21 protein-coding genes are annotated in these 20,592 nt (G+C 49.9%); 20 read left to right on the top strand and 1 reads right to left on the bottom strand.

Annotation, left to right across the window (positions count from 1 at the left end):
• The first annotated feature begins 601 nt into the window (after positions 1 to 601).
• The 20 genes from hisH to KTH89_RS20565 all read left to right on the top strand — a co-directional run bounded on the left by hisH (position 602) and on the right by KTH89_RS20565 (position 19,532).
• Positions 602 to 1,222: an imidazole glycerol phosphate synthase subunit HisH gene (gene hisH / locus KTH89_RS20660; protein ID WP_238722947.1), complete on the top strand. Its 621-nt coding sequence runs from the start codon at positions 602 to 604 to the stop codon at positions 1,220 to 1,222.
• Positions 1,223 to 1,984, top strand: a complete 762-nt coding sequence (gene hisF, locus KTH89_RS20655) for an imidazole glycerol phosphate synthase subunit HisF (protein WP_158344384.1) — start codon at positions 1,223 to 1,225, stop codon at positions 1,982 to 1,984.
• Positions 1,985 to 2,000: 16 nt separating this feature from the next.
• Positions 2,001 to 2,675 carry a uracil-DNA glycosylase gene (locus tag KTH89_RS20650; protein ID WP_158344385.1) on the top strand — a complete coding sequence of 225 codons (675 nt, stop codon included), beginning with the start codon at positions 2,001 to 2,003 and terminating at the stop codon, positions 2,673 to 2,675.
• A 495-nt stretch (positions 2,676 to 3,170) separates the two neighbouring features.
• Entirely contained in the window at positions 3,171 to 3,458 is a 288-nt protein-coding gene (locus KTH89_RS20645) for a hypothetical protein (protein ID WP_238722946.1), read from the top strand.
• Between the two features lie 515 nt (positions 3,459 to 3,973).
• On the top strand, positions 3,974 to 4,354 hold the full coding sequence (locus KTH89_RS20640) for an Asp23/Gls24 family envelope stress response protein (RefSeq protein WP_158344387.1): 381 nt from the start codon (positions 3,974 to 3,976) through the stop codon (positions 4,352 to 4,354).
• Positions 4,355 to 4,520: 166 nt separating this feature from the next.
• Positions 4,521 to 4,919 (top strand): transcription antitermination factor NusB, encoded by a 399-nt coding sequence (nusB, locus tag KTH89_RS20635; RefSeq protein ID WP_158344388.1) that lies wholly within the window; start codon positions 4,521 to 4,523, stop codon positions 4,917 to 4,919.
• Between the two features lie 22 nt (positions 4,920 to 4,941).
• Entirely contained in the window at positions 4,942 to 6,171 is a 1,230-nt protein-coding gene (xseA, locus tag KTH89_RS20630; protein WP_238722945.1) for an exodeoxyribonuclease VII large subunit, read from the top strand.
• Entirely contained in the window at positions 6,152 to 6,376 is a 225-nt protein-coding gene (gene xseB / locus KTH89_RS20625; RefSeq protein WP_158344390.1) for an exodeoxyribonuclease VII small subunit, read from the top strand. Before xseA ends, xseB begins: the two co-directional genes overlap by 20 nt.
• A complete protein-coding gene (locus KTH89_RS20620) occupies positions 6,366 to 7,253 on the top strand; it encodes a polyprenyl synthetase family protein (protein ID WP_238722944.1) in 888 nt (295 codons plus the stop codon). The genes xseB and KTH89_RS20620 overlap by 11 nt, the downstream gene beginning before the upstream one ends.
• Before the next feature lie 11 nt (positions 7,254 to 7,264).
• Positions 7,265 to 9,130, top strand: coding sequence for a 1-deoxy-D-xylulose-5-phosphate synthase (dxs, locus tag KTH89_RS20615; protein ID WP_158344392.1), 1,866 nt, complete (start codon positions 7,265 to 7,267; stop codon positions 9,128 to 9,130).
• Between the two features lie 6 nt (positions 9,131 to 9,136).
• Positions 9,137 to 9,964 carry a TlyA family RNA methyltransferase gene (locus tag KTH89_RS20610; RefSeq protein ID WP_238722943.1) on the top strand — a complete coding sequence of 276 codons (828 nt, stop codon included), beginning with the start codon at positions 9,137 to 9,139 and terminating at the stop codon, positions 9,962 to 9,964.
• 18 nt (positions 9,965 to 9,982) lie between these two features.
• A complete protein-coding gene (locus tag KTH89_RS20605) occupies positions 9,983 to 10,831 on the top strand; it encodes an NAD(+)/NADH kinase (protein WP_238722942.1) in 849 nt (282 codons plus the stop codon).
• A gap of 15 nt (positions 10,832 to 10,846) precedes the next feature.
• A complete protein-coding gene (argR, locus tag KTH89_RS20600) occupies positions 10,847 to 11,302 on the top strand; it encodes an arginine repressor (protein ID WP_158344395.1) in 456 nt (151 codons plus the stop codon).
• Positions 11,303 to 11,351: 49 nt separating this feature from the next.
• Entirely contained in the window at positions 11,352 to 13,037 is a 1,686-nt protein-coding gene (gene recN, locus KTH89_RS20595; RefSeq protein WP_238722941.1) for a DNA repair protein RecN, read from the top strand.
• Between the two features lie 98 nt (positions 13,038 to 13,135).
• Entirely contained in the window at positions 13,136 to 14,356 is a 1,221-nt protein-coding gene (gene spoIVB / locus KTH89_RS20590) for a SpoIVB peptidase (protein WP_158344495.1), read from the top strand.
• 195 nt (positions 14,357 to 14,551) lie between these two features.
• A complete protein-coding gene (gene spo0A, locus KTH89_RS20585) occupies positions 14,552 to 15,346 on the top strand; it encodes a sporulation transcription factor Spo0A (RefSeq protein ID WP_158344397.1) in 795 nt (264 codons plus the stop codon).
• A gap of 83 nt (positions 15,347 to 15,429) precedes the next feature.
• Positions 15,430 to 16,869 (top strand): glycogen synthase GlgA, encoded by a 1,440-nt coding sequence (gene glgA, locus KTH89_RS20580; protein ID WP_158344398.1) that lies wholly within the window; start codon positions 15,430 to 15,432, stop codon positions 16,867 to 16,869.
• A gap of 275 nt (positions 16,870 to 17,144) precedes the next feature.
• On the top strand, positions 17,145 to 17,330 hold the full coding sequence (locus KTH89_RS20575; RefSeq protein WP_158344399.1) for a hypothetical protein: 186 nt from the start codon (positions 17,145 to 17,147) through the stop codon (positions 17,328 to 17,330).
• A gap of 16 nt (positions 17,331 to 17,346) precedes the next feature.
• On the top strand, positions 17,347 to 17,622 hold the full coding sequence (locus KTH89_RS20570; protein ID WP_158344497.1) for a spore coat protein: 276 nt from the start codon (positions 17,347 to 17,349) through the stop codon (positions 17,620 to 17,622).
• Between the two features lie 218 nt (positions 17,623 to 17,840).
• A complete protein-coding gene (locus KTH89_RS20565; protein ID WP_238722940.1) occupies positions 17,841 to 19,532 on the top strand; it encodes a MutS-related protein in 1,692 nt (563 codons plus the stop codon).
• A gap of 3 nt (positions 19,533 to 19,535) precedes the next feature.
• Here KTH89_RS20565 and KTH89_RS20560 read toward each other — a convergent pair whose 3' ends face one another.
• On the bottom strand, positions 19,536 to 20,360 hold the full coding sequence (locus KTH89_RS20560) for a polysaccharide deacetylase family protein (protein WP_238722939.1): 825 nt from the start codon (positions 20,358 to 20,360) through the stop codon (positions 19,536 to 19,538).
• Between the last annotated feature and the right edge of the window lie 232 nt (positions 20,361 to 20,592).

Raw genomic sequence — 20,592 nt, 5'->3', positions numbered from 1 at the left:
TCCCGGTTCAGAGGCTCTTGCCCGTCGGACGTGAAGTCCGCCGGTCATCCTGAACCCGGCTTTCCGATTTCACTAAGCGGATACGCAGCCGCCCTATGCCCGTCCGAACCGGACATCCGGGCAGCCGGCCGGCGCGGGGGAGTCCTCCCATGCCGCACAGACCCTCCGCAAGCCCCCGGAACCGGACCGCTCCCCCTTCAAAGAAGAGCCGCCCCCAAGTTCCGAGCCTCCGGCGGTCCGCCTCCGCGGCTATTTTCGCCTACTCCCCATCCCCCTCAGTTTCCTAAACCAGAAGAACATGATAATCAGCCTGCTGTAAAGCAGGGATGAGAGTGGAGCGGCAGGGCGGGGCGGCAGACATCGGGGGGCGGAATCGCTTGAGGCCGGGCCTTAGAACGAGTTACGCAGATGACGGGAGAACCTCGCAGTTACTCGTTCTTAGGTCCGGCCGAAGCGATTCCGCCCCCCGATATCTGCCGCCCCGCCCTGCCGCTCCACTCTCATCCCGCCCCCCTACAGCAGCAAACCCAATCAAGTAGAATGGACATGTCCCCTTTTTTATGGTACACTGGTTGACAGAAAAAATAAGGATGTGGTGCGGATGATAGCGATCATTGATTATGACGCGGGTAATATTAAGAGCGTGGAAAAGGCACTGGTATCCCTGGGGCAGGAGGTCGTGCTGACCAGAGAACGGGACACCATTTTGGCGGCGGATAAAGTGATTCTTCCGGGAGTTGGCTCCTTTGGGGATGCGATGGCGAATCTGCGGGCTTATGGTCTGGATCAGGTAATCCGGGAGGCGGTTGGGGAAAATATTCCGTTTCTGGGGATCTGCCTGGGGCTCCAGCTGTTGTTTGAATACAGCGAAGAGAGCCCGGGAGTGGAAGGCTTGGGAATTCTGAAGGGCGGAATCGTAAGGATTCCGAAGCGGGAGGGATTGAAGATCCCGCATATGGGCTGGAATTCCCTGGAGCTTATAAATGACGGACGGCTGTTTCGGGGACTGCCGGAACATCCGTATGTATATTTTGTACATTCCTATTATCTGCGTGCCAAGGATGAGGGGATTGTAAAGGCAGTGACGGACTATAGCGCCAGAATACACGCTTCGGTGGAAAAGGGTAATCTGTTCGCGTGTCAGTTCCACCCGGAGAAGAGCAGCGAGGTGGGCTTGCAGATCCTTAAAAATTTTGCCGCCATCGGTAAGGAGGTAGGTTAGATGTTTACGAAGCGGATCATTCCCTGTCTGGATGTACATAACGGACGAGTCGTAAAAGGAGTTAATTTTGTGAATCTGCGGGATGCCGGTGATCCGGTAGAGATTGCGGCGGCATATGATAAGGCCGGGGCGGATGAGCTGGTATTTCTGGACATCACCGCTTCCTCGGATGCCAGGGAAACCGTAGTGGATATGGTGCGCAAGGTGGCGGAGAAAGTATTTATCCCCTTTACGGTGGGAGGCGGAATTCGAAGCGTGGACGACTTCCGGGCGCTCCTGCGGGAAGGCGCGGATAAGATATCCATCAATTCCTCCGCGATACAGAATCCGGATCTGATCCGGGAAGCCGCGGACAAATTCGGCAGCCAGTGCGTGGTAGTGGCGATCGACGCAAAGCGAAGAGAGGACAACAGCGGCTGGAATATTTATAAAAACGGCGGGCGGATCGACGTGGGTATCGACGCAGTCGCCTGGGCCCGCATGGCCGAGCAGCTAGGAGCCGGAGAGATCCTTCTGACCAGCATGGACTGTGACGGGACCAAAGCCGGGTATGACATCGAGCTCACCAGACAGATCGCCGACAGCGTTTCCATTCCGGTCATCGCCTCCGGCGGAGCCGGTACCAAAGAACACTTCTATGAAGCACTCACAAGGGGCAGCGCAGACGCAGCCCTGGCGGCCTCTTTGTTCCACTATAAAGAACTGGAAATCAAAGAAGTAAAAGAATACCTGAACAAACGCGGAGTATCCGTCCGCCTGTAAGAAAAGGAGTGAAACTATGCCACCCATCAGCAACGACTGGCTTGAGCCCTTAGCGGCCGAATTCAAGAAACCATACTATATCCAATTACATAAAACGATCCTAAACGAGTACAATACCAGAAGAATCTACCCAAGCGCAGACGACCTGTTCAACGCATTCCACCTGACCCCTCTTCACGATGTCAAAGTAGTGATCTTAGGCCAGGATCCCTATCACGGAAACGGCCAGGCCCACGGTCTTTGCTTTTCCGTAAAGCCGGATGTGGAGATACCTCCGTCCCTGGTCAATATCTATCAGGAGCTGCACGATGACTGCGGCTGCTACATTCCCAACAACGGCTATCTGGTAAAATGGGCCAAGCAGGGAGTCCTGTTACTGAATACCGTACTGACCGTACGCGCCCATCAGGCGAATTCCCACCGAGGAATCGGATGGGAAGAATTCACCGACGCGGCCATCCGGGCCCTGAACGATCAGGACCGTCCCATCGTATTCATTCTGTGGGGCCGTCCGGCCCAATCCAAAAAGGCCATGCTCAACAACCCCAGGCATCTGATCCTGGAAGCTCCCCATCCAAGCCCGCTATCCGCATCCAGAGGCTTTTTCGGGAGCCGGCCGTTTAGCCAGGCCAACGCATTCCTCGAAAAGAATGGACTGCAGCCCATCGACTGGCAGATTGAGAATATTTGAATTTGGAGCGGAGGGCTGGTGAGGAGGGCCGGTGAGGGCTGAGGCGGGATTGCGGCGGCCGGCTTCCGGGTGTCTGTCCGGGTTTGGGGCGGCGGTTTCCCGGGGTGCTTTCTGCTTTGCGGAAATTGCGCACCCTTCGCTGGCTGGGCCTAAGAGAGAAAGAGCGGGACAGGAGGAACATCGTGCCTATTCGCCAAGAATTTCTGAAGAAATTCTCGGCTCAGAGGCACTCAAATTTTTGCAAGGAAGCAAAAATTTGGTTCTCCCTGTCCCGCTCTTTCTCCCTAAGGCCCGTCACAGCTCGTGTGAGCATTTTCCGCAAAGCAGAAAGCACCCCGGGAAACCGCCGCCCCAAACCCGGACAGACACCCGGAAGCCGGCCGCCGCAATCCCGCCTCAGCCCTCACCTGCTTTGGCTCAATTTTTGCTCGGTACTGATTGCTGAGTTGTTATTATTCGTGTGAATAATGAATTCTGTTGGTGGCAGAATATACTATGTGCAAGGAATACTTACATGTATTTTTAAATATCAACATAGTAAGCATAGATCTACTGCTGCTAAGTTCGGGAGAATCATTGAAAATAAGCTGTGATTATTGGCAGATAGAAAAAAGACAGGGGAAAAGCAGAGAAAAGGTTGTAAAAGGGCAGAGAAGAGAACAGAGAAAAGACTGCAAAAAGGGCAGCGGAAAAACAGAGAAAAAGAAAGAGAAAAAGAAAGAGAAAAAGATAGAGAAAAGGGCAGAAGGGCGGAGAAAACAGTCAGAGATAAAGAAAGGCTGAATAATATCCTGCAAAAATAAGGATACAACATTGAAGGTTATTAATACTAGAGCTAATTATCAATACAAGAGATCTTCGAGCCTTACAGGCATCACCAAAGTAGGAGCGTGCGGGCACCGGGAGGGACTTGGGGGCGGGGGAGCGGTCACGGGAACCGAATCGCTTGAGGCTGGGCCTTAGAACAGGTTACGCAGAAGAGGACGAAACCTCGCAGGACCCGGAGCACTGTTTGAGCCGCCCTTTGGCGAGTTTGCTCCGGGTCCTGCTAATAAGAGGTTTCGTCCTCTTCGGAGTTACCTGTTCTTAGGCCCGGCCGAAGCGATTCGGTTCCCGTGACCGCTCCCCCGCCCCCAAGTCCCTCCCGGTGCCCGCACGCTCCGGCCCTTAGTCCCCACCCGCCAAAGCGATCAGGGAAGGCAGGGAAGCGATCGGACGGAAAACTGTTGCAAATATGGGGAAGTCTGGTATAATTGAGTAGGAGTAATGATTTTGGAAATGCTTAGGAGGTCAGATAGATGGCAGAGACTAGGAACACATATATGATACACGCAGATGGGAATCTGGGTGAGGTGCAGATTGCAGATGAAGTGGTGACCATTATCGCGGGACTTGCCGCTACGGAAGTAGAGGGTGTCGCTTCTATGGCGGGTAATATCACCAATGAGCTGGTCAGCAAGCTGGGGATGAAGAATTTGAGCAAGGGCGTCAAGGCTGAGATCGTGGATAACAATGTCAGCGTGGATCTGGCTCTGAATCTGAAATATGGATACAATATTCCCGAAACCAGCGAGAAGGTCCAGGACCGGGTGAAGACCGCGATTGAGAATATGACCGGGCTTCAGGTGATTGACGTGAATATCCGGATCGCCGGCGTGGAGATGGAAAAAAGTAATTAATCCTTTTTTCTTTGAAAAGAATATAGTATAATAGGGGTGTCTGTGCAGGACACCCTTTTTATAATTTGACGGACCGCGCGCTTGGAGTTCAGGATTTGGATATGGTTGGAGCGGCCGGTTTCCGGCAGGGATGTGGCTGCGGAAGTAATCGATTAGGAGAGAAACTATGGGAAGAAGAGAATTGCGGGAACATATTTTCCGGCTGTTGTTCCGAATTGAATTTCATAAGGAAGAGGAGATGCAGGAGCAGATCGCTCTTTATTTTGACAGCCTGGAGGAGGTACCACAGGACCCGGATCTGGAATATATACGGAAGAAATATATGGATGTGTCGGCCAGACTGGAAGAGATTGACGGGAAGCTGGATGAAGTGACGGAAGGCTGGTCCGTGAAGCGTATGGCCAAGGTGGATCTGGCGATACTGAGGCTGGCTGTGTATGAGCTGCTGTTTGATGAAGATATCCCTACGGGGGTGGCCATCAACGAGGCGGTGGAGCTGTGTAAAAAATTCGGCGGGGAAGAATCCCCTGCTTTTGTGAATGGAGTGCTTGCGAAGCTGGCGTAAGGCGGGCGAATGAGGAGTTTTCATGAGAAATGTGTATTCCGTAGGACAGGTGAACGCCTACATTAAGAATATGTTTACCCAGGATTTTGTGTTAAACCGGATTTATGTGAAAGGCGAGGTGTCCAACTGCAAATACCATACGTCCGGTCATATCTACTTTTCTTTGAAGGACGCGACCGGAGCGATCGCCTGTGTCATGTTTTCCGGACAGCGAAGAGGACTGGCATTCCGGATGCAGGAGGGACAGCAGGTTATCGTGCTGGGAGCGGTGAACGTCTATGAACGGGACGGCAAGTACCAACTCTATGCCAAAGAAATTATCTTAGATGGCGCCGGACTGCTATACACAAAATACGAACAATTGAAAAAAGAACTGGAAGATATGGGCATGTTTGCGGAACAGTACAAACAGCCCGTTCCCAAATATATCCGGAAGCTGGGCGTAGTCACAGCACCGACCGGAGCGGCGGTCCGGGATATTATGAATATTACCAGGCGAAGGAACCCTTATGTGCAGATCATCCTGTATCCGGCTTTGGTGCAGGGTGAGGGCGCGGCCGCCAGCATCGTAAAGGGGATACGCACCCTGGACGCCATGGGCGTGGATACGATCATAGCCGGGCGCGGAGGCGGCTCTATCGAGGACCTCTGGGCGTTCAATGAGGAGAGCGTGGCCAGAGCGATCTTTGAATGCCGTACACCGATTATCAGCGCGGTGGGCCATGAGACGGACACCACGATCGCGGACTATGTGGCGGACCTTAGAGCACCGACGCCTTCCGCGGCCGCGGAACTGGCGGTATTTGATTATGAACTGTTCCGGGAACAGCTGGAAGGATATTGGTATGAACTGCAGCACAGGCTGAGGCGGAAGCTTTCGGATGCCAGGAGCTTAGCGAAGCAGTATCAGATGCGGCTTTCTTACGTAAGCCCTAAGAACCAGATCAGGGAGAAGCGGCTTTTGACGGCGGAGCTTATGGACAAGTTATCCCAGGGGATGAACGCAAAGCTGCTGGACCGCAGGCACAGGTTATCCCTGTACATCGAAAAGTTTCATGGGCTTTCCCCCCTGGGAAAACTGAATCAGGGGTATTCCTATACGGAGAATGAAAGCGGACAGGCTGTGACCGGTGTGGATCAGGTACATACGGATGAGATGCTGCAAATTCATGTAAGAGACGGGAAAATCCGGGCGAAGGTATGCGGCGCCCAGAAGATCAGGAGGATAGAGGATGAGCAAGGTGAACGATAAGCAGGAAGAGAAGACGCTGGAAGAAGCCTTCGGGGAGTTAAACGGAATGATCGAACAGCTGGAGGACAGTCAGGTTTCACTGGAAAATTCCTTTCAAATCTATCAGGAAGGTATGAAACTGTTAAAATATTGCAATGATAAAATTGATACCGTTGAGAAAAAAATGCTGGTAATCAATGAAGATGGTGGTCTGGATGAATTTTAAAGAAGAACTGCAAAAAAGGGTAAATGAGATTGAAGAGATAATAAGTACGTATCTTCCTGCGGAAGAGGGATTTCAGAAAACTGTCATTCAGGCGATGAATTACAGTATTCTGGCCGGCGGGAAGCGCTTAAGGCCGATGTTTATGCAGGAGACTTACCGCTTGCTCGGCGGCAGCTCGAAGGTGGTGGAGCCGTTTATGGCCGCCATGGAGATGATTCATACCTATTCCCTGGTTCATGATGATCTGCCGGCGATGGATAACGATGAGTACCGCAGAGGGCGTAAGACGACCCATGTGGTTTACGGGGAAGCCATGGGCATCCTGGCGGGTGACGCCTTGCTTAACTACGCGTTTGAGACTGCGACCCGGGCTTTTGAGATGGAGCCTTCGAATGCCCGCATCGGAAAGGCGCTGCGCATCCTGGCTGTCAAGGCGGGGATCTATGGAATGATCGGCGGGCAGACGGTGGATGTGGAAGCGGTGGGTCAGCCCCTGACCAGAGAAAAGCTGGACTTTATCTACGAGCTGAAGACAGGAGCGCTGATTGAAGCCGCCATGATGACCGGGGCGGTGCTGGCCGGAGCCTCCGATGAGCAGGTGAAGACTGTGGAACAGATCGCATCGGATGTGGGACTGGCATTCCAGATCCAGGATGACATCCTGGATGTCACCAGCACGATGGAAGAGCTGGGCAAGCCTATCGGCAGTGATGAGAAGAATGAAAAAACTACGTATGTCACGATCAAGGGACTGGATCAGGCCAAAGCGGATGTGGAGCGGATATCAAAACGGGCGATGGACGCGCTGCATTCCCTGAACAGGGAAGACGCGTATCTCTCAGCTCTGATGGAATCCCTCATAAATCGTAAAAAATAGGAGCGGTGCTCATGTATCTGGAAAGAATCAACCAAACCAACGATATAAAAAAAATAGAAGAAAAGAATCTGCCGCTCCTGGCGGAGGAGATCCGCAGGTTCCTGATTGACAAGATCAGTACGACGGGAGGCCATCTGGCGTCCAATCTGGGAGTGGTGGAGTTAACCATGGCTCTGCATCTGGCCTTTGATCTGCCGGAAGACAAGATCATCTGGGATGTGGGGCACCAGGCCTATACGCACAAACTGCTGACCGGACGCCGGGAGGGCTTCGATGAGCTGCGCAAGTACGGAGGGATGAGCGGCTTTCCGAAAAGACGGGAGAGCCCCTGTGACTGCTTTAACACCGGGCACAGCTCCACCTCGATCTCAGCGGGGCTGGGCCTGGTTCAGGCCAGGGAACTGCTGGGAGGCTTTAATAAAGTGATATCGGTGATCGGGGACGGCGCCCTGACAGGAGGCATGGCCTATGAGGCTTTGAATAACGCTTCCCGTCTGGAGAGCAACTTTATTATTGTGCTCAATGACAATAATATGTCGATCTCCGAGAATGTAGGGGGCATGTCCACCTACTTAAGCGAACTGCGGACGGCGGACGCCTATACGGGTTTAAAGACCGGGATTTATAATTCCCTGTCCAAGATTCCGGTATACGGGGACAAGATGATCGAGCAGATCCGTAAGACCAAGAGCGGCCTGAAACAACTGATTATTCCGGGCATGCTCTTTGAAGAGATGGGAATCACTTATCTGGGGCCCGTGGACGGACACAACGTGGAGCAGATGGTGAAGATCTTCCACGAGGCGGAAAAATTAGAAAACAGTGTCCTGGTACACGTGATTACCAAAAAAGGCAAGGGTTATGCTCCTGCTGAGCAGCATCCCGCAAGGTTTCACGGGGCGGAGCCCTTTGATATCAAGACAGGCCTGCCCACCAGCAAACGGGCCAAATCCAATTGGACCGACGTATTCTCAACCGTCATGCGAAAGCTGGGCGACCGGGATGAGAAGGTCGTGGCGGTAACCGCCGCCATGCCGGATGGGACAGGATTGAAGCGGTTCCGCAATATGTTCCCCGACCGCTTTTTTGACGTGGGTATCGCGGAGGAGCATGCGGTCACTTTTGCGGCCGGTCTGGCCGCGGCCGGTTTAAAACCGGTGGTCGCCGTGTATTCTTCCTTTTTACAGCGGGCCTACGACCAGATTCTGCATGACGTATGCATCCAGAACCTGCATGTGGTCTTTGCCATCGACCGGGCGGGATTGGTGGGAAGCGACGGGGAGACACACCAGGGAATTTTCGACCTTTCCTATCTTTCCAGCATCCCCAATATGACGATCATGGCTCCTAAAAATAAGTGGGAGCTGTCCGATATGATGAAATTTGCGGTGAATTTTGACAGGCCCATCGCCCTTCGGTATCCCAGGGGAGCAGCCTATGACGGTCTGAGGGAATACCGGCATCCGATTGAATACGGAAAAAGCGAGATACTCTTCGAAGAGTCGGACATCGCGCTGCTGGCAGTCGGAAACATGGTGGAGACGGCGCTTGGAATCAGAGAACGGATCAAGGATGTGGGTTATAACTGTTCCCTGGTTAACGTACGCTTTGTAAAACCGCTGGATGAGCAGATGGTCCGGGATATAGCCGGAGACCACAAGCTGCTGGTGACGCTGGAGGAAAATGTAAAGAGCGGAGGCTTCGGCGAGCGGGTCCTGGATCTGGTCAACACCGAACGTTTAAAAACCAATGTGCTGATTAACGCGCTGCCGGACGAGTATGTGGAACACGGCAACGTGGACATTCTGAAGAGGGAATCCGGGATCGACCAGGAGACTTTATTTAAGAAAATTTTGTCGGAATATGTGGGGCTATAGAAGGTAATGAAAGAGAGACTGGATGTTTTAATGGTCAGACAGAGCCTGGCGGCTTCCCGTGAAAAAGCGAAAGCGGTGATCATGTCCGGGGATGTGTTTGTCAACGGGCAGAGGGAAGACAAGGCCGGAACGATGTTTGATGAGACAAAGGTAAAGATAGAGGTGCGGGGGACTGCGCTGCCCTATGTGAGCAGGGGCGGCCTGAAATTAGAAAAGGCCATGAACTGCTTTGGCGTGGAGGTGGACGGGAAGGTCTGCATGGATGTGGGTTCCTCAACCGGGGGCTTCACGGACTGTATGCTGCAAAACGGAGCGGTGAAGGTCTATGCGGTGGACGTAGGGCATGGACAGCTGGACTGGAAACTCCGGCAGGATGAGCGGGTGGTCTGTATGGAAAAGACAAATATCCGCTATGTGAAACCGGAGGACATCGGGGAGCCGGTTGGCTTCGCCTCCATCGACGTGTCGTTTATTTCCCTGACCAAGGTTCTGGTTCCGGTGCGGGAGCTTCTTACTTCGGACGGAGCGGTTGTCTGCCTGATCAAGCCGCAGTTTGAAGCGGGACGGGAAAAGGTTGGGAAAAAAGGCGTGGTCCGGGATGCCGCCGTGCATCTGGAAGTGATTGAAAAAGTGATTGCCTTTGCCGGAGAGAATGGGTTTGGTATCCTGAATCTGGAATTTTCTCCGATCAAGGGACCGGAAGGAAATATAGAGTACCTGTTATATCTGCAAAAGGGAGCGCATGGTGAGCAGGCAGAATCCTGCCGGGTTCATCCGGTGGAGGTGGTTGCGCGGGCGCATCGGCAGCTGGATGTCCCGGGTGACAGGAAATAAATTTAGGTGGACGATGATATGGACAAGTTTTACATATTGACGAACAGTATGAAAGACCGGGACTTAAAGGTCACCGGACAGATCCGGGAATATCTGGATGCCAATGGCAAAGAAGCCATCGTTCGAACGGAGCCGCTGGCCGACGGCGCGGCCCTTCCGGAAGATGTACAGTGTATGATTGTCCTGGGAGGGGATGGAACTATGATCCAGGCTGCCCGGGCTGCGGTGGAGCAGGAGATTCCGCTCTTGGGGGTCAATCTGGGAACCCTGGGCTATTTAACGGAGGTGGAACAAAAATCTTTGATTCCGTCTCTGAAACTGCTGCTGGATGGCAATTATGAGATCGAGGAGCGCATGATGCTGCGGGGATCCGTGTATCATGGAACACACAAGGCGGGTTCGGATCTGGCGCTGAATGACATCGCCATTAACCGGACGGGCTCCCTGCGTATTTTAAGCTATCACATCTATGTAAACGGCTCATTTCTGAATTCCTACAGCGCGGACGGGATCATCGTATCCACGCCCACCGGGTCCACAGGTTATTCCCTGTCCGCCGGCGGGCCTATCGTGGACCCGAAAGCGTCGCTGATCATGATTACTCCGATCTGTCCTCATACATTGAATACCAGGAGCATCATCCTGTCCGCCAATGATGAGATCACCATCGAGCTGGGAGAGGGCCGGAAGCGGGATGAGGAAGCTGCGGAAGCGGCTTTTGACGGAGAGAACCCGATCCATATCGTTACCGGTGACCGGATCGTGATTCATCAGGCGTTACGTAAGACAAAAATTGTAAAATTGAGCAAGCGCAGTTTTCTGGAAGTATTGCGGCGGAAGATGGGTGCGGACCAGCCGGGCAGATAGCAGGAGGAGAATATTTTGAAGACACAACGTCATGCGAAAATCATCGAATTGATATCCAAATATTCCATAGAAACCCAGGAAGAGCTGGCGGCGCGTCTGCAGGAGGCCGGTTATCAGGTCACCCAGGCCACGGTATCCAGGGACATCCGGGAATTGAAACTGACTAAGATGGCGTCGGAGGACGGCCGCCAAAAATATATGGTGTATCAGGAGCGGGATGATGTAACCAACCAAAAATATGTCCGCGTATTGCGGGACGGTTTTCTGTCTATGGATATGGCGCAGAACATTCTGGTGATCAAGACCGTGTCCGGGATGGCCATGGCGGTGGCGGCCGCGCTGGACGCCATGCGCTGGTCGGAAATTGTCGGCTGTATCGCGGGCGACGACACGATCATGTGCGCGGTCAGAAGCGTGGACGATACCCTGGTAGCCATGGAACGAATCCGCAAAATTCTGGGAAGCAATTGACAAAGAACGAAAAAGCAAACAATGCAAATGCGTTGAGGAGTGATAAGAAATGCTCATTAGTCTGCATGTGAAAAATCTGGCGTTGATTGACGAGGCGGAAGTATATTTTAGCGAAGGGTTAAATATACTAACTGGTGAAACCGGCGCGGGTAAGTCGATTTTGATCGGCTCCATTAACCTGGCTTTGGGCGGGCAGGCCGCGAAAAGTCTGATCCGGGATCCGGAGCAGCCGGCTTTGGTGGAGCTGGTGTTTGAGGTGACCAATCCGGACAGCCTGAATAAGCTTCAGGAACTGGATCTGTATCCGGAGGACGGCGGGCTATTTATTTTAACCCGAAAGCTGGTGAACGGGCGGAGCATCGGAAAGGTAAATGGAGAAATCGTCTCCGCCGGCGTTTTAAAACAAATTGCGGAAATTTTGATCAATATCCACGGACAGCATGAACATCAATCCTTATTATACAAGAAAAAGCATCTGGAGATTCTGGATGATTATGGCAGCAAAGAGATCGCACCACAGAAGAGGAAAGTCCAGGAAGCCTATGCGGCATACAGCGGGCTGAAAGAGACCTATGACGCCACCGGGATGGATGAGGAACAAAGGGCCAGAGAGATTTCTTTTCTGGAGTTTGAGATTCAGGAAATCGAGGACGCGGGCCTAAGGGACGGTGAGGACGAGGAGCTGGAAAGCCGGTACCGGAAGATGGTAAATGCCAGGAAGATTCTGGAGGCGGTAACCATGGCGGACGGGCTGACCGGCGCTGCGGAGGAAACAGGCGCCCTGGAGACGATCGGAAGAGCCGTCCGGGAGCTTCATAGCGTGGCGGCTTATGATGAAAAAATACAAAATTTAAACATACAGCTTCAGGAGGTTGAAAATCTTTTAAACGATTTTCATCGGGAATTGTCGGATTATGCGCAGGAGCTTTGCTTTTCCCAGGAAGATTTTCAGAAGACGGAGGACAGACTGGATACCATCAATCATCTGAAATCCAAATACGGGCAATCCATCAGGCAGATTCAGGAATATCAGGCGGCCCGGCAGGAAAAACTGGAAAAATTAGCGGATTATGAACAATACCGGAAGAAGCTGGCAGAAGAGCTGAAGCAGGCGGAAGACGTTTTAAGTAAAACAACGGAACGGCTTTGCGTGCTTCGGACAAAATATGCAGGACAGCTGGGCAGACAGATCCGGTCCGCCCTGAAGGACCTGAATTTCCTGGATGTTTTATTTCATATAGAGATGCGCCCGCTCGGACATTTTACGGCAAACGGGGGCGATGAGGCGGAATTCATGATCTCTACGAATCCCGGAGAAGAGGAAAGGCCTTTGGCCCAGGTGGCGTCGGGGGGCGAGCTATCCCGTATTATGCTGGCGATCAAAACCGTGATGGCGGATCAGGATGCCACAGAGACGCTGATTTTCGATGAGATCGACACAGGGATCAGCGGCCGTACGGCCCAGAAGGTGTCGGAGAAACTGGCTTTCGTTGCAAAAGGGCATCAGGTGATCTGCATCACACATCTGGCGCAGATCGCCGCCATGGCGGACACCCATTTTGCCATTGAAAAAAATATAAAAAATAAAGAAACGATTACCACAATACGAAAGCTTAATGATTCCGAGATGATCCAGGAATTGGCAAGAATCCTGGGAGGCGCAGAAATTACAGAAACGGTGCTCAAAAACGCAAAGGAAATGAAAGAATTGGCAATAGGTACAAAATCATCCTAGTGTGAAACCGCCATTTCTTCACATAATAATTGAGGGATATAGCTTAGCTATATTCCTTTTGCTTTTTTTCGAAAGAAAGAGGTAAGGATGTGAAGAAAATGTCGAAAAAGGCGTCTTATCGGCGGATTTTAATTCTATGTACCATATTCGGTATCCTGCTGCTCGGTATCTTCGGGTATCTGAGGATCCGAAATGCGGTGCCGGATGAAATCAAACTGGTAGCGGAATCCAATGAATCGAATATCCCGAAGGACCAGCTGCACCTGAATAAGGACTACCCTATTTCTTTTGGGGATGGAAGTTCGGGCCAGGATACCGTAAAATGTAAGTTATTCGGGCTCATAGACTTAAAGGACGTCAAAGTTTCAGTTGTAAAGGATCAAAAACTGATACCGGGAGGGACGCCGATTGGTATTTATATGGAGACCAAAGGGGTGTTGATTATAGGTACCGGAACAGTCACTGGGATGGATGGGCTGAACTATGAACCGGCATATCACCTGGTAAAAACAGGGGATTATATCGAAGCGGTTAATGCGGAGCCGATCTATAACAAAACGGATCTCATCGAGAAGGTGAACCAGTATGGCAATGAGGAGGTGATACTGAATATCAGGAGAAATGAAGAGGAGATACAACTAAAGGTAAAACCGGTCATGACCGCGCCGGAAGAATACCGGCTGGGCATCTGGGTCAGGGATAATACGCAGGGGATCGGAACCCTGACGTTTATCGACGAAAATGGACGGTTCGGAGCTCTGGGCCACGGTATCACGGACGTAGATACCAGCACGTTAATGGAGATGGATGACGGGAAACTCTATGAGACAAAAATCCTGTCCATTATCAAGGGCGAAAAGGGAAGCCCGGGTGAGATGACAGGCTTTATCGACTACAACGACGCAAATGTGCGCGGACAGATAAAGGACAATACCGAGGCCGGAATATTCGGCATAGCCAACGACGCGTTAAAGCAGGAAGTCGCAGCGGAGCCCATGGATATCTGCATGAAACAGGATATCGAGCTGGGTCCGGCCACGATCCGGTGCTGTGCCAGCGGCGAGGTGAAGGAGTATCAGGTCGAAATCAAAGAAGTGAATATGACCGGTGACGATGTGAATAAGGGAATTGTACTGGAAATTACAGATCCGGAATTATTAAACCTGACCGGCGGTATTATCCAGGGGATGAGTGGAAGCCCTATCATCCAAAATAACAAAATTATTGGTGCAGTTACCCATGTTTTCATTCAAGATTCTTCGAGGGGATTTGGCATTTTCATCGAAAATATGCTGCAAATGGAGAGTGAAAATCAGTAATCCTGTATATGAAAATAAAATGCTGTCGAAAACATGCGATAACATATTCTTGCTTATGAAATATATTGTATATATAATAAAAATCAGCTCTCACAAACTGCAAATTTTGGCGCCAAACAGTTTGTTCTGCTGCAAAAGATAATATACTTTTACATTCTTTGATCATATAACCGAATAAAAACCAAGGAGGATCTTATGGACAGATTAAATATTGCAATTGCCGATGATAATGAAAGAATCCTGGAGCTGCTTGACGAAATTATCAGCCAGGACGAGGAATTGCAGGTAGTAGGGAAAGCGACCAACGGGGAAGAGGCTCTGGACATCATCAAAACCAAAGAACCGGATGTGGTTCTGTTAGATATCATTATGCCTAAGATGGACGGTTTAAGCGTAATGGAAAAGGTGAAAAATGATGCAAATCTCAAGAAACCTGCGTTTATTATGATCACGGCTATTGGGCAGGAGGGTATTACGGAAGACGCGTTTAATCTGGGTGCAGATTTTTATATCATGAAACCCTTCGACAATGAAGTGGTAATCAATCGGATTAAAAGATTTAAAGGCGGATCGAACCGGAAATTCGCAGAAGCCAAAAGGATCACAGCTTATGAGAACCGGGGCGGCTCCATGGAACACAATCTGGAAAACGATGTTACCAACATTATTCATGAAATAGGCGTACCTGCACATATCAAAGGATATCAATATTTAAGAGATGCCATCATCATGTCGGTGAACGATATGGATATGTTAAATTCCATCACCAAGGTTTTATATCCTACCATCGCCAAAAAACATCAGACTACGCCGAGCAGAGTGGAACGTGCGATCCGCCACGCGATCGAAGTAGCCTGGAGCAGGGGAAAGATGGATACGATAGACGAATTATTTGGTTATACGGTAAGTAATGGAAAAGGAAAACCTACCAACTCTGAATTCGTAGCTTTGATCGCTGATAAAATCCGGTTGGAGTATAAAACCAGATAGCAGCAGGATATTAACACTTTCATTCGCGGAGCCAATGCGTTATAATAGTTACATAAAGTTTTAAGATCAAGGAGGATACGCGTATGAAGAAAGTGGCATTCATTGCTTCAGAAGGAGTTCCGTTTATCAAGACAGGAGGGCTGGCCGATGTCGTAGGATCCTTACCGAAGTGCTTTAATAAAGATGAATTCGATGTCAGAGTAATCCTTCCAAAATATATGTGCATGAAGCAGGAATTCAAAGACCAATTACAATATGTAACCCACTTTTATATGGATTTAAACTGGAGAAGCCAGTATGTCGGGGTACTGCAGATCGAGTATGACGGAATTCTGTTTTACTTTATCGACAATGAATATTATCTGGCGGGGCCCAAACCCTACGGAAATATTTTTGAAGATATCGAGAAGTTCGCATTTTTCTCCAAAGCTGCGTTATCAGCCCTGCCCGTAATCGGGTTTCAGCCGGATATCATCCATTGCCACGACTGGCAGACGGGTTTGGTGCCTGTTTATTTAAAAGATCGTTTTCATGATGGGGAGTTTTATCGGAATATGAAATCCGTCATAACGATACATAATTTGAAGTTCCAGGGGGTATGGGATATTAAGACGGTTCAGGATGTCACGGGCCTGCCGAAATATTATTTTACCCCGGATAAGCTGGAAGCCTACGGGGATGCGAATTACCTGAAGGGCGGTATCGTCTATGCGGATGCTATCACTACTGTGAGTGAGACTTATGCGGAAGAAATTAAACAGCCGTTTTACGGCGAGCATCTGGACGGGCTTATGCGCGCCAGAGCAAACTCTTTAAGAGGAATCGTCAACGGTATCGATTACAATGAATACAATCCTGAGACAGATACTTTTATTGCACAGCAGTATAATGCCAGGAATTTCCGCAAGGAAAAAGTGAAAAATAAAGTAGCGCTGCAGCAGGAATTGGGACTGGAAGTGGATCCCGGCAAGATGATGATCGGAATGGTGTCCAGGCTTACGGATCAAAAAGGGTTTGATCTGATCGCCTACGTTATGGACGAACTGTGTCAGGACAACGTCCAGCTGGTGATACTGGGAACCGGGGAAGAGCGTTACGAGAATATGTTCCGTCATTTTGACTGGAAATATAACGGCAAGGTTTCGGCACAGATCTATTATTCGGAACCCATGTCCCATAAGGTATATGCGTCCAGCGATGCGTTCCTGATGCCGTCTCTGTTTGAACCTTGCGGTTTAAGCCAGCTGATGAGCCTGCGCTATGGAACGGTGCCCATAGTCAGGGAAACCGGCGGCTTAAAGGATACGGTAGAGCCATATAATGAATTTGGAAATTCCGGAACAGGATTCAGTTTTACAAACTATAACGCCCATGAAATGCTGTCTATTATCCGATATGCGGAGAATATCTATTATAATAAGAAACGAGAGTGGAATAAAATCATCGACCGTGGTATGGCCAAAGACTTTTCATGGAATAATTCCGCTAAGAAATATGAGGAGCTTTACCGCTGGTTAGGATGAGATAATAGGATTCGCGTGGCGGTGAAAAAGAGTGGGTAGGGTAGGAAACTTCTTAAGCCTAAGGTCCGGGACAAACTGTAGTGCAGGCTGCAGTTTATCCCGGGCCTGTTTTATTCCTTACTGTTTTTCCGGTATTGCCTGTTAAGCGCCCGATGTACAGGCGCTAAGCGAAGTGCTCATAGCCATAAAAAATTAAAATAAAACTGGTATAGATTTCCTGAAAGAAGGCATACTAGGAGTGTAAAATCTGATGTGGATTAAAGGAGGAAATTTTTATGGCTGATTTATCAGAACTGGATTTACAGAATTTACGCCATCTGATCCTGGCTCATGATGTAAATCATTGCAAAATGCAGGCTTATGCCGAGCAGGCGACGGATCCGTCCGTAAAACAATTTTTTAATAAGGCCGCACAGTCTGCTACTCAGGAAAAGCAGCAGCTGATGCAGTTCTTAGGTTAAGGAGGGAATGACCATGATGGATGAAAAAACAATGGTAGCGGATGCTCTCTGGGGCATCAACGGTGATCTGGGAAAATTCGGTGAGATGATCCCTCAGACAGAGAATCCGGCACTTAAGCAGGTTCTGAAACAGATGAGAAATATGTGCGAGCAGTCCCAGGAAGAACTGTATCAGATCGCGCGCAGCAAGAGCTATTATGTTCCTGCTGAGAAGGCTACGGCTGAAGAAGTACAGCATGTGAAATCCGTTTTGACTCAGCTGTCCGGAAGCGGAAAATCTTCACTTCTGTAATTTGATTTCAGATTTTGAGATTTGGGAAATCGGCGGTAAGGTTGACTTTTACAGCAGCCTTACGGCCGATTTTGTATGCTTTATATTAAATGATTATATTAAGTGTTTGTATGTTTTTTATGAAAGGATGTGCTTGACATGAAAATGAGATAAGCGTATTATTGTATTATTAAAATAGTACAATAAACAGACGACTGAAATTGACAGGAGTTGGGCATATGAATGAATATTGGTTTGTGGCAATTGCTGTGGCAGCTGTATTTCTGATTGTCTTCCTGAAATTGTTTTACGACCGGATTAAGTGGGAACGCAGGAGAGAGAGGAAGATCGCGCTCAGCTGGGGGAAACAGCCGGAGCAGGAGTATACGGCGGAGGAGTTTGACAGTATATCGCATTTTTGCAAGCGCAGGCATGACGGGGTGACCGGGATCGATGATATTACCTGGAATGATCTGGATATGGATGAAGTGTTTATGCTGGTGAACCATACCTGGTCTTCGCCGGGACAGGAATGTCTTTATGATATTATGCGGACTCCGGTTTATGAGAAAGAGGTGCTGGAGGAAAGGGAAGGGCTGATCTCTTATTTCGCTTCCCACGAGAGCGAACGCCGGGCTGTGGAGAAGATTTACGCGAAGATGGGCCGGGTTAAGGGCGTGTCTTTGGCGGATTATATCTATTGGCTTGCGGATCTGACGGAGATGAAGCTGGTGCCGCATATTATTATGGCGGTGTTGGCGCTGGCGGGAATCGTCTCTATTTTTATCGCGCCGGCTCAGGGGATTATATTTTTTATCGTGGTCATGTGCGCGAATATCCTGAATTATTTTTCCCAGAAGAAAGAGATCGAGCCATATATCAACGCTTTCGCTTTTATTATAAAAATGATGGATACGGCGAAAGAGCTGGAGAAGTTAAATATCGGAGAGATTGAAAGCTATCAGGCCGAGATGAAGAAAACGTCCAGGCAGTTTCATAAGTTCCGGAAGAATTCTTTTCTGGTGCTGGCCGGTCAGGGCGGGATGAATGAAGATCCTCTGGCTATGATCCTGGATTATATCCGCATGGTTTTCCATGTGGATCTGATCAAATTTAACTGGATGCTCAAGGAAGTGAAGCTGCATTTAAAGGATGCGGAGCTGTTTATCGAGCAGATCGGAATGCTGGAGAGCATGATCGCCATCGCTAATTTCAGGGAAATGATGCCCTATGTATGTCTGCCTGAGCTTCAGCCGGGAAAGAAAGTCCGCCTGGAAGCGGAGAATATCTATCATCCGCTGGTAGAGCATGCGGTGGCCAGCTCCATACAGGCGGGGCGGGGAGTGCTTCTCACCGGTTCCAACGCATCCGGCAAATCTACATTTTTAAAAACGATCGCGATCAATGCGATTCTGGCCCAGACGGTTCATACCGTGCTGGCCGACCGGTATGTGGGAAATTATTTCAGCATATATTCTTCGATGGCCTTAAAGGATAACCTGATGGGGCAGGAGAGCTATTTTATAGTGGAGATCAAGTCTTTGAAGCGGATTATGGATGCGGTGGATCAGGAACATCCGGTTTTGTGTTTCGTGGATGAGGTGCTGCGGGGGACGAATACGGTGGAGCGGATAGCGGCGTCGTCCGAGATCCTGAAAAGCTTAAATGACGCGGGTGTGCTCTGTTTTGCGGCCACTCATGATATAGAGCTGACTTACATTTTGGAAAATTCTTATGATAATTATCATTTCCGGGAAGAAATTAAGGATCAGGACATACTGTTTGACTATTGCCTCCGTGAAGGACGGGCGACCTCAAGAAATGCGATCCGCCTGCTTGGTCTGATCGGATACGATGAGGAGATTATCAATCAGGCGGAAAACATGGCCACCCGGTTCGCGGAGGAAGGCGTTTGGGCATTGAGCGAGTAGAAATCAGGAACCGCTTACGAGCTGATCCAAAGTTTTAAAGGTATAGCCCATCTCTTCCCATTTGGTCAGCAGTTCATCCAGGATCTCTCCATTGGTCTTGGAAGTGCTGTGCAACAAAACGACGGCTCCGGGGTGGATACGGCCCAGAAGCTTGTCGAAGGCCTCTTCTTTCGAAGGTTGTTTATCCTGATACCAGTCTACATAGGCGAGGCTCCAGAAGAAGGTCTTATAGCCCAGCTCCTGCGCCATCTTTAGGTTGGATTCGCTGTATTTTCCCTGAGGCGGACGGTAGTATTTTATCATGGGCTGGCCGATGGTCTCCTGGTACAGAGTTTCGATGTCCCCCAATTCTTTGGAGAAGGCGTCCATGGTGGAGATCTTGGACATATCCGGATGGTTGTATGTATGATTTCCTACGATATGGCCTTCTGCAACCATGCGTTTCACCAGATCCGGGCTGGTGGACAGAAAATTGCCGACCACGAAGAAGGTGGCATGAACGTTGTGCTTCTTCAGGGCATCCAGAATCGGGGCCGTATTGCCATTTTCATATCCGCAGTCAAAGGTCAGATAGATAACCTTATCGGTTGTATTCTCCGCATAATATGCGTCGTACTGTTTTAACTCATCGAAAGTCGCGTTGGCAACCGGAGGTTTGCCTTCCTCCTGGAAGCTTAAGCCCCAGCTGCCCTCAGCGGCGGTCGGTACGGCTTCCGGCTGCATGTAATCCACGACCCGTCCGGCAATCTGCCCTATGAAAAAGGCGGCGGCGAACAGCACAGTGAGTTTAAATAGATTTTTATAAGGAATTTTTTTCAGGCTTTTCAATTGATCCCCTCGAATTCCATTTGTTTAAAATATATGGACAGTTTTATTTATTTATACCAGATTCCGGCGGATGGAACGGCCGGCGAGTGGTTCTTCCTCGGGTTTGGGTATCCTTCTTGTCATTCCTTCTTTTTCTTATACCGCGGTAATTTCCGGCCCGGGCAGGTACGAAAAATTTTTTTCACGCTTTAGTTGCCCCCATAAAGGAAACAAGCTATAATAGTACCAAAGA

Source organism: Diplocloster agilis (assembly GCF_019042275.1).
In the GTDB taxonomy this organism is placed as follows: domain Bacteria; phylum Bacillota; class Clostridia; order Lachnospirales; family Lachnospiraceae; genus Diplocloster; species Diplocloster agilis.
Note: the sequence above shows the minus strand (reverse complement) of the source record. Positions and strands in the feature narration are given on the sequence as shown.

What these genes read in the sequence shown, in the direction of transcription:
- hisH (WP_238722947.1), top strand. Translation starts at nt 602, where the DNA reads ATGATAGCGATCATTGATTATGACGCGGGTAATATTAAGAGCGTGGAA.
- hisF (WP_158344384.1), top strand. Translation starts at nt 1,223, where the DNA reads ATGTTTACGAAGCGGATCATTCCCTGTCTGGATGTACATAACGGACGA.
- KTH89_RS20650 (WP_158344385.1), top strand. Translation starts at nt 2,001, where the DNA reads ATGCCACCCATCAGCAACGACTGGCTTGAGCCCTTAGCGGCCGAATTC.
- KTH89_RS20645 (WP_238722946.1), top strand. Translation starts at nt 3,171, where the DNA reads ATGTGCAAGGAATACTTACATGTATTTTTAAATATCAACATAGTAAGC.
- KTH89_RS20640 (WP_158344387.1), top strand. Translation starts at nt 3,974, where the DNA reads ATGGCAGAGACTAGGAACACATATATGATACACGCAGATGGGAATCTG.
- nusB (WP_158344388.1), top strand. Translation starts at nt 4,521, where the DNA reads ATGGGAAGAAGAGAATTGCGGGAACATATTTTCCGGCTGTTGTTCCGA.
- xseA (WP_238722945.1), top strand. Translation starts at nt 4,942, where the DNA reads ATGAGAAATGTGTATTCCGTAGGACAGGTGAACGCCTACATTAAGAAT.
- xseB (WP_158344390.1), top strand. Translation starts at nt 6,152, where the DNA reads ATGAGCAAGGTGAACGATAAGCAGGAAGAGAAGACGCTGGAAGAAGCC.
- KTH89_RS20620 (WP_238722944.1), top strand. Translation starts at nt 6,366, where the DNA reads ATGAATTTTAAAGAAGAACTGCAAAAAAGGGTAAATGAGATTGAAGAG.
- dxs (WP_158344392.1), top strand. Translation starts at nt 7,265, where the DNA reads ATGTATCTGGAAAGAATCAACCAAACCAACGATATAAAAAAAATAGAA.
- KTH89_RS20610 (WP_238722943.1), top strand. Translation starts at nt 9,137, where the DNA reads ATGAAAGAGAGACTGGATGTTTTAATGGTCAGACAGAGCCTGGCGGCT.
- KTH89_RS20605 (WP_238722942.1), top strand. Translation starts at nt 9,983, where the DNA reads ATGGACAAGTTTTACATATTGACGAACAGTATGAAAGACCGGGACTTA.
- recN (WP_238722941.1), top strand. Translation starts at nt 11,352, where the DNA reads ATGCTCATTAGTCTGCATGTGAAAAATCTGGCGTTGATTGACGAGGCG.
- spoIVB (WP_158344495.1), top strand. Translation starts at nt 13,136, where the DNA reads ATGTCGAAAAAGGCGTCTTATCGGCGGATTTTAATTCTATGTACCATA.
- spo0A (WP_158344397.1), top strand. Translation starts at nt 14,552, where the DNA reads ATGGACAGATTAAATATTGCAATTGCCGATGATAATGAAAGAATCCTG.
- glgA (WP_158344398.1), top strand. Translation starts at nt 15,430, where the DNA reads ATGAAGAAAGTGGCATTCATTGCTTCAGAAGGAGTTCCGTTTATCAAG.
- KTH89_RS20575 (WP_158344399.1), top strand. Translation starts at nt 17,145, where the DNA reads ATGGCTGATTTATCAGAACTGGATTTACAGAATTTACGCCATCTGATC.
- KTH89_RS20570 (WP_158344497.1), top strand. Translation starts at nt 17,347, where the DNA reads ATGGATGAAAAAACAATGGTAGCGGATGCTCTCTGGGGCATCAACGGT.
- KTH89_RS20565 (WP_238722940.1), top strand. Translation starts at nt 17,841, where the DNA reads ATGAATGAATATTGGTTTGTGGCAATTGCTGTGGCAGCTGTATTTCTG.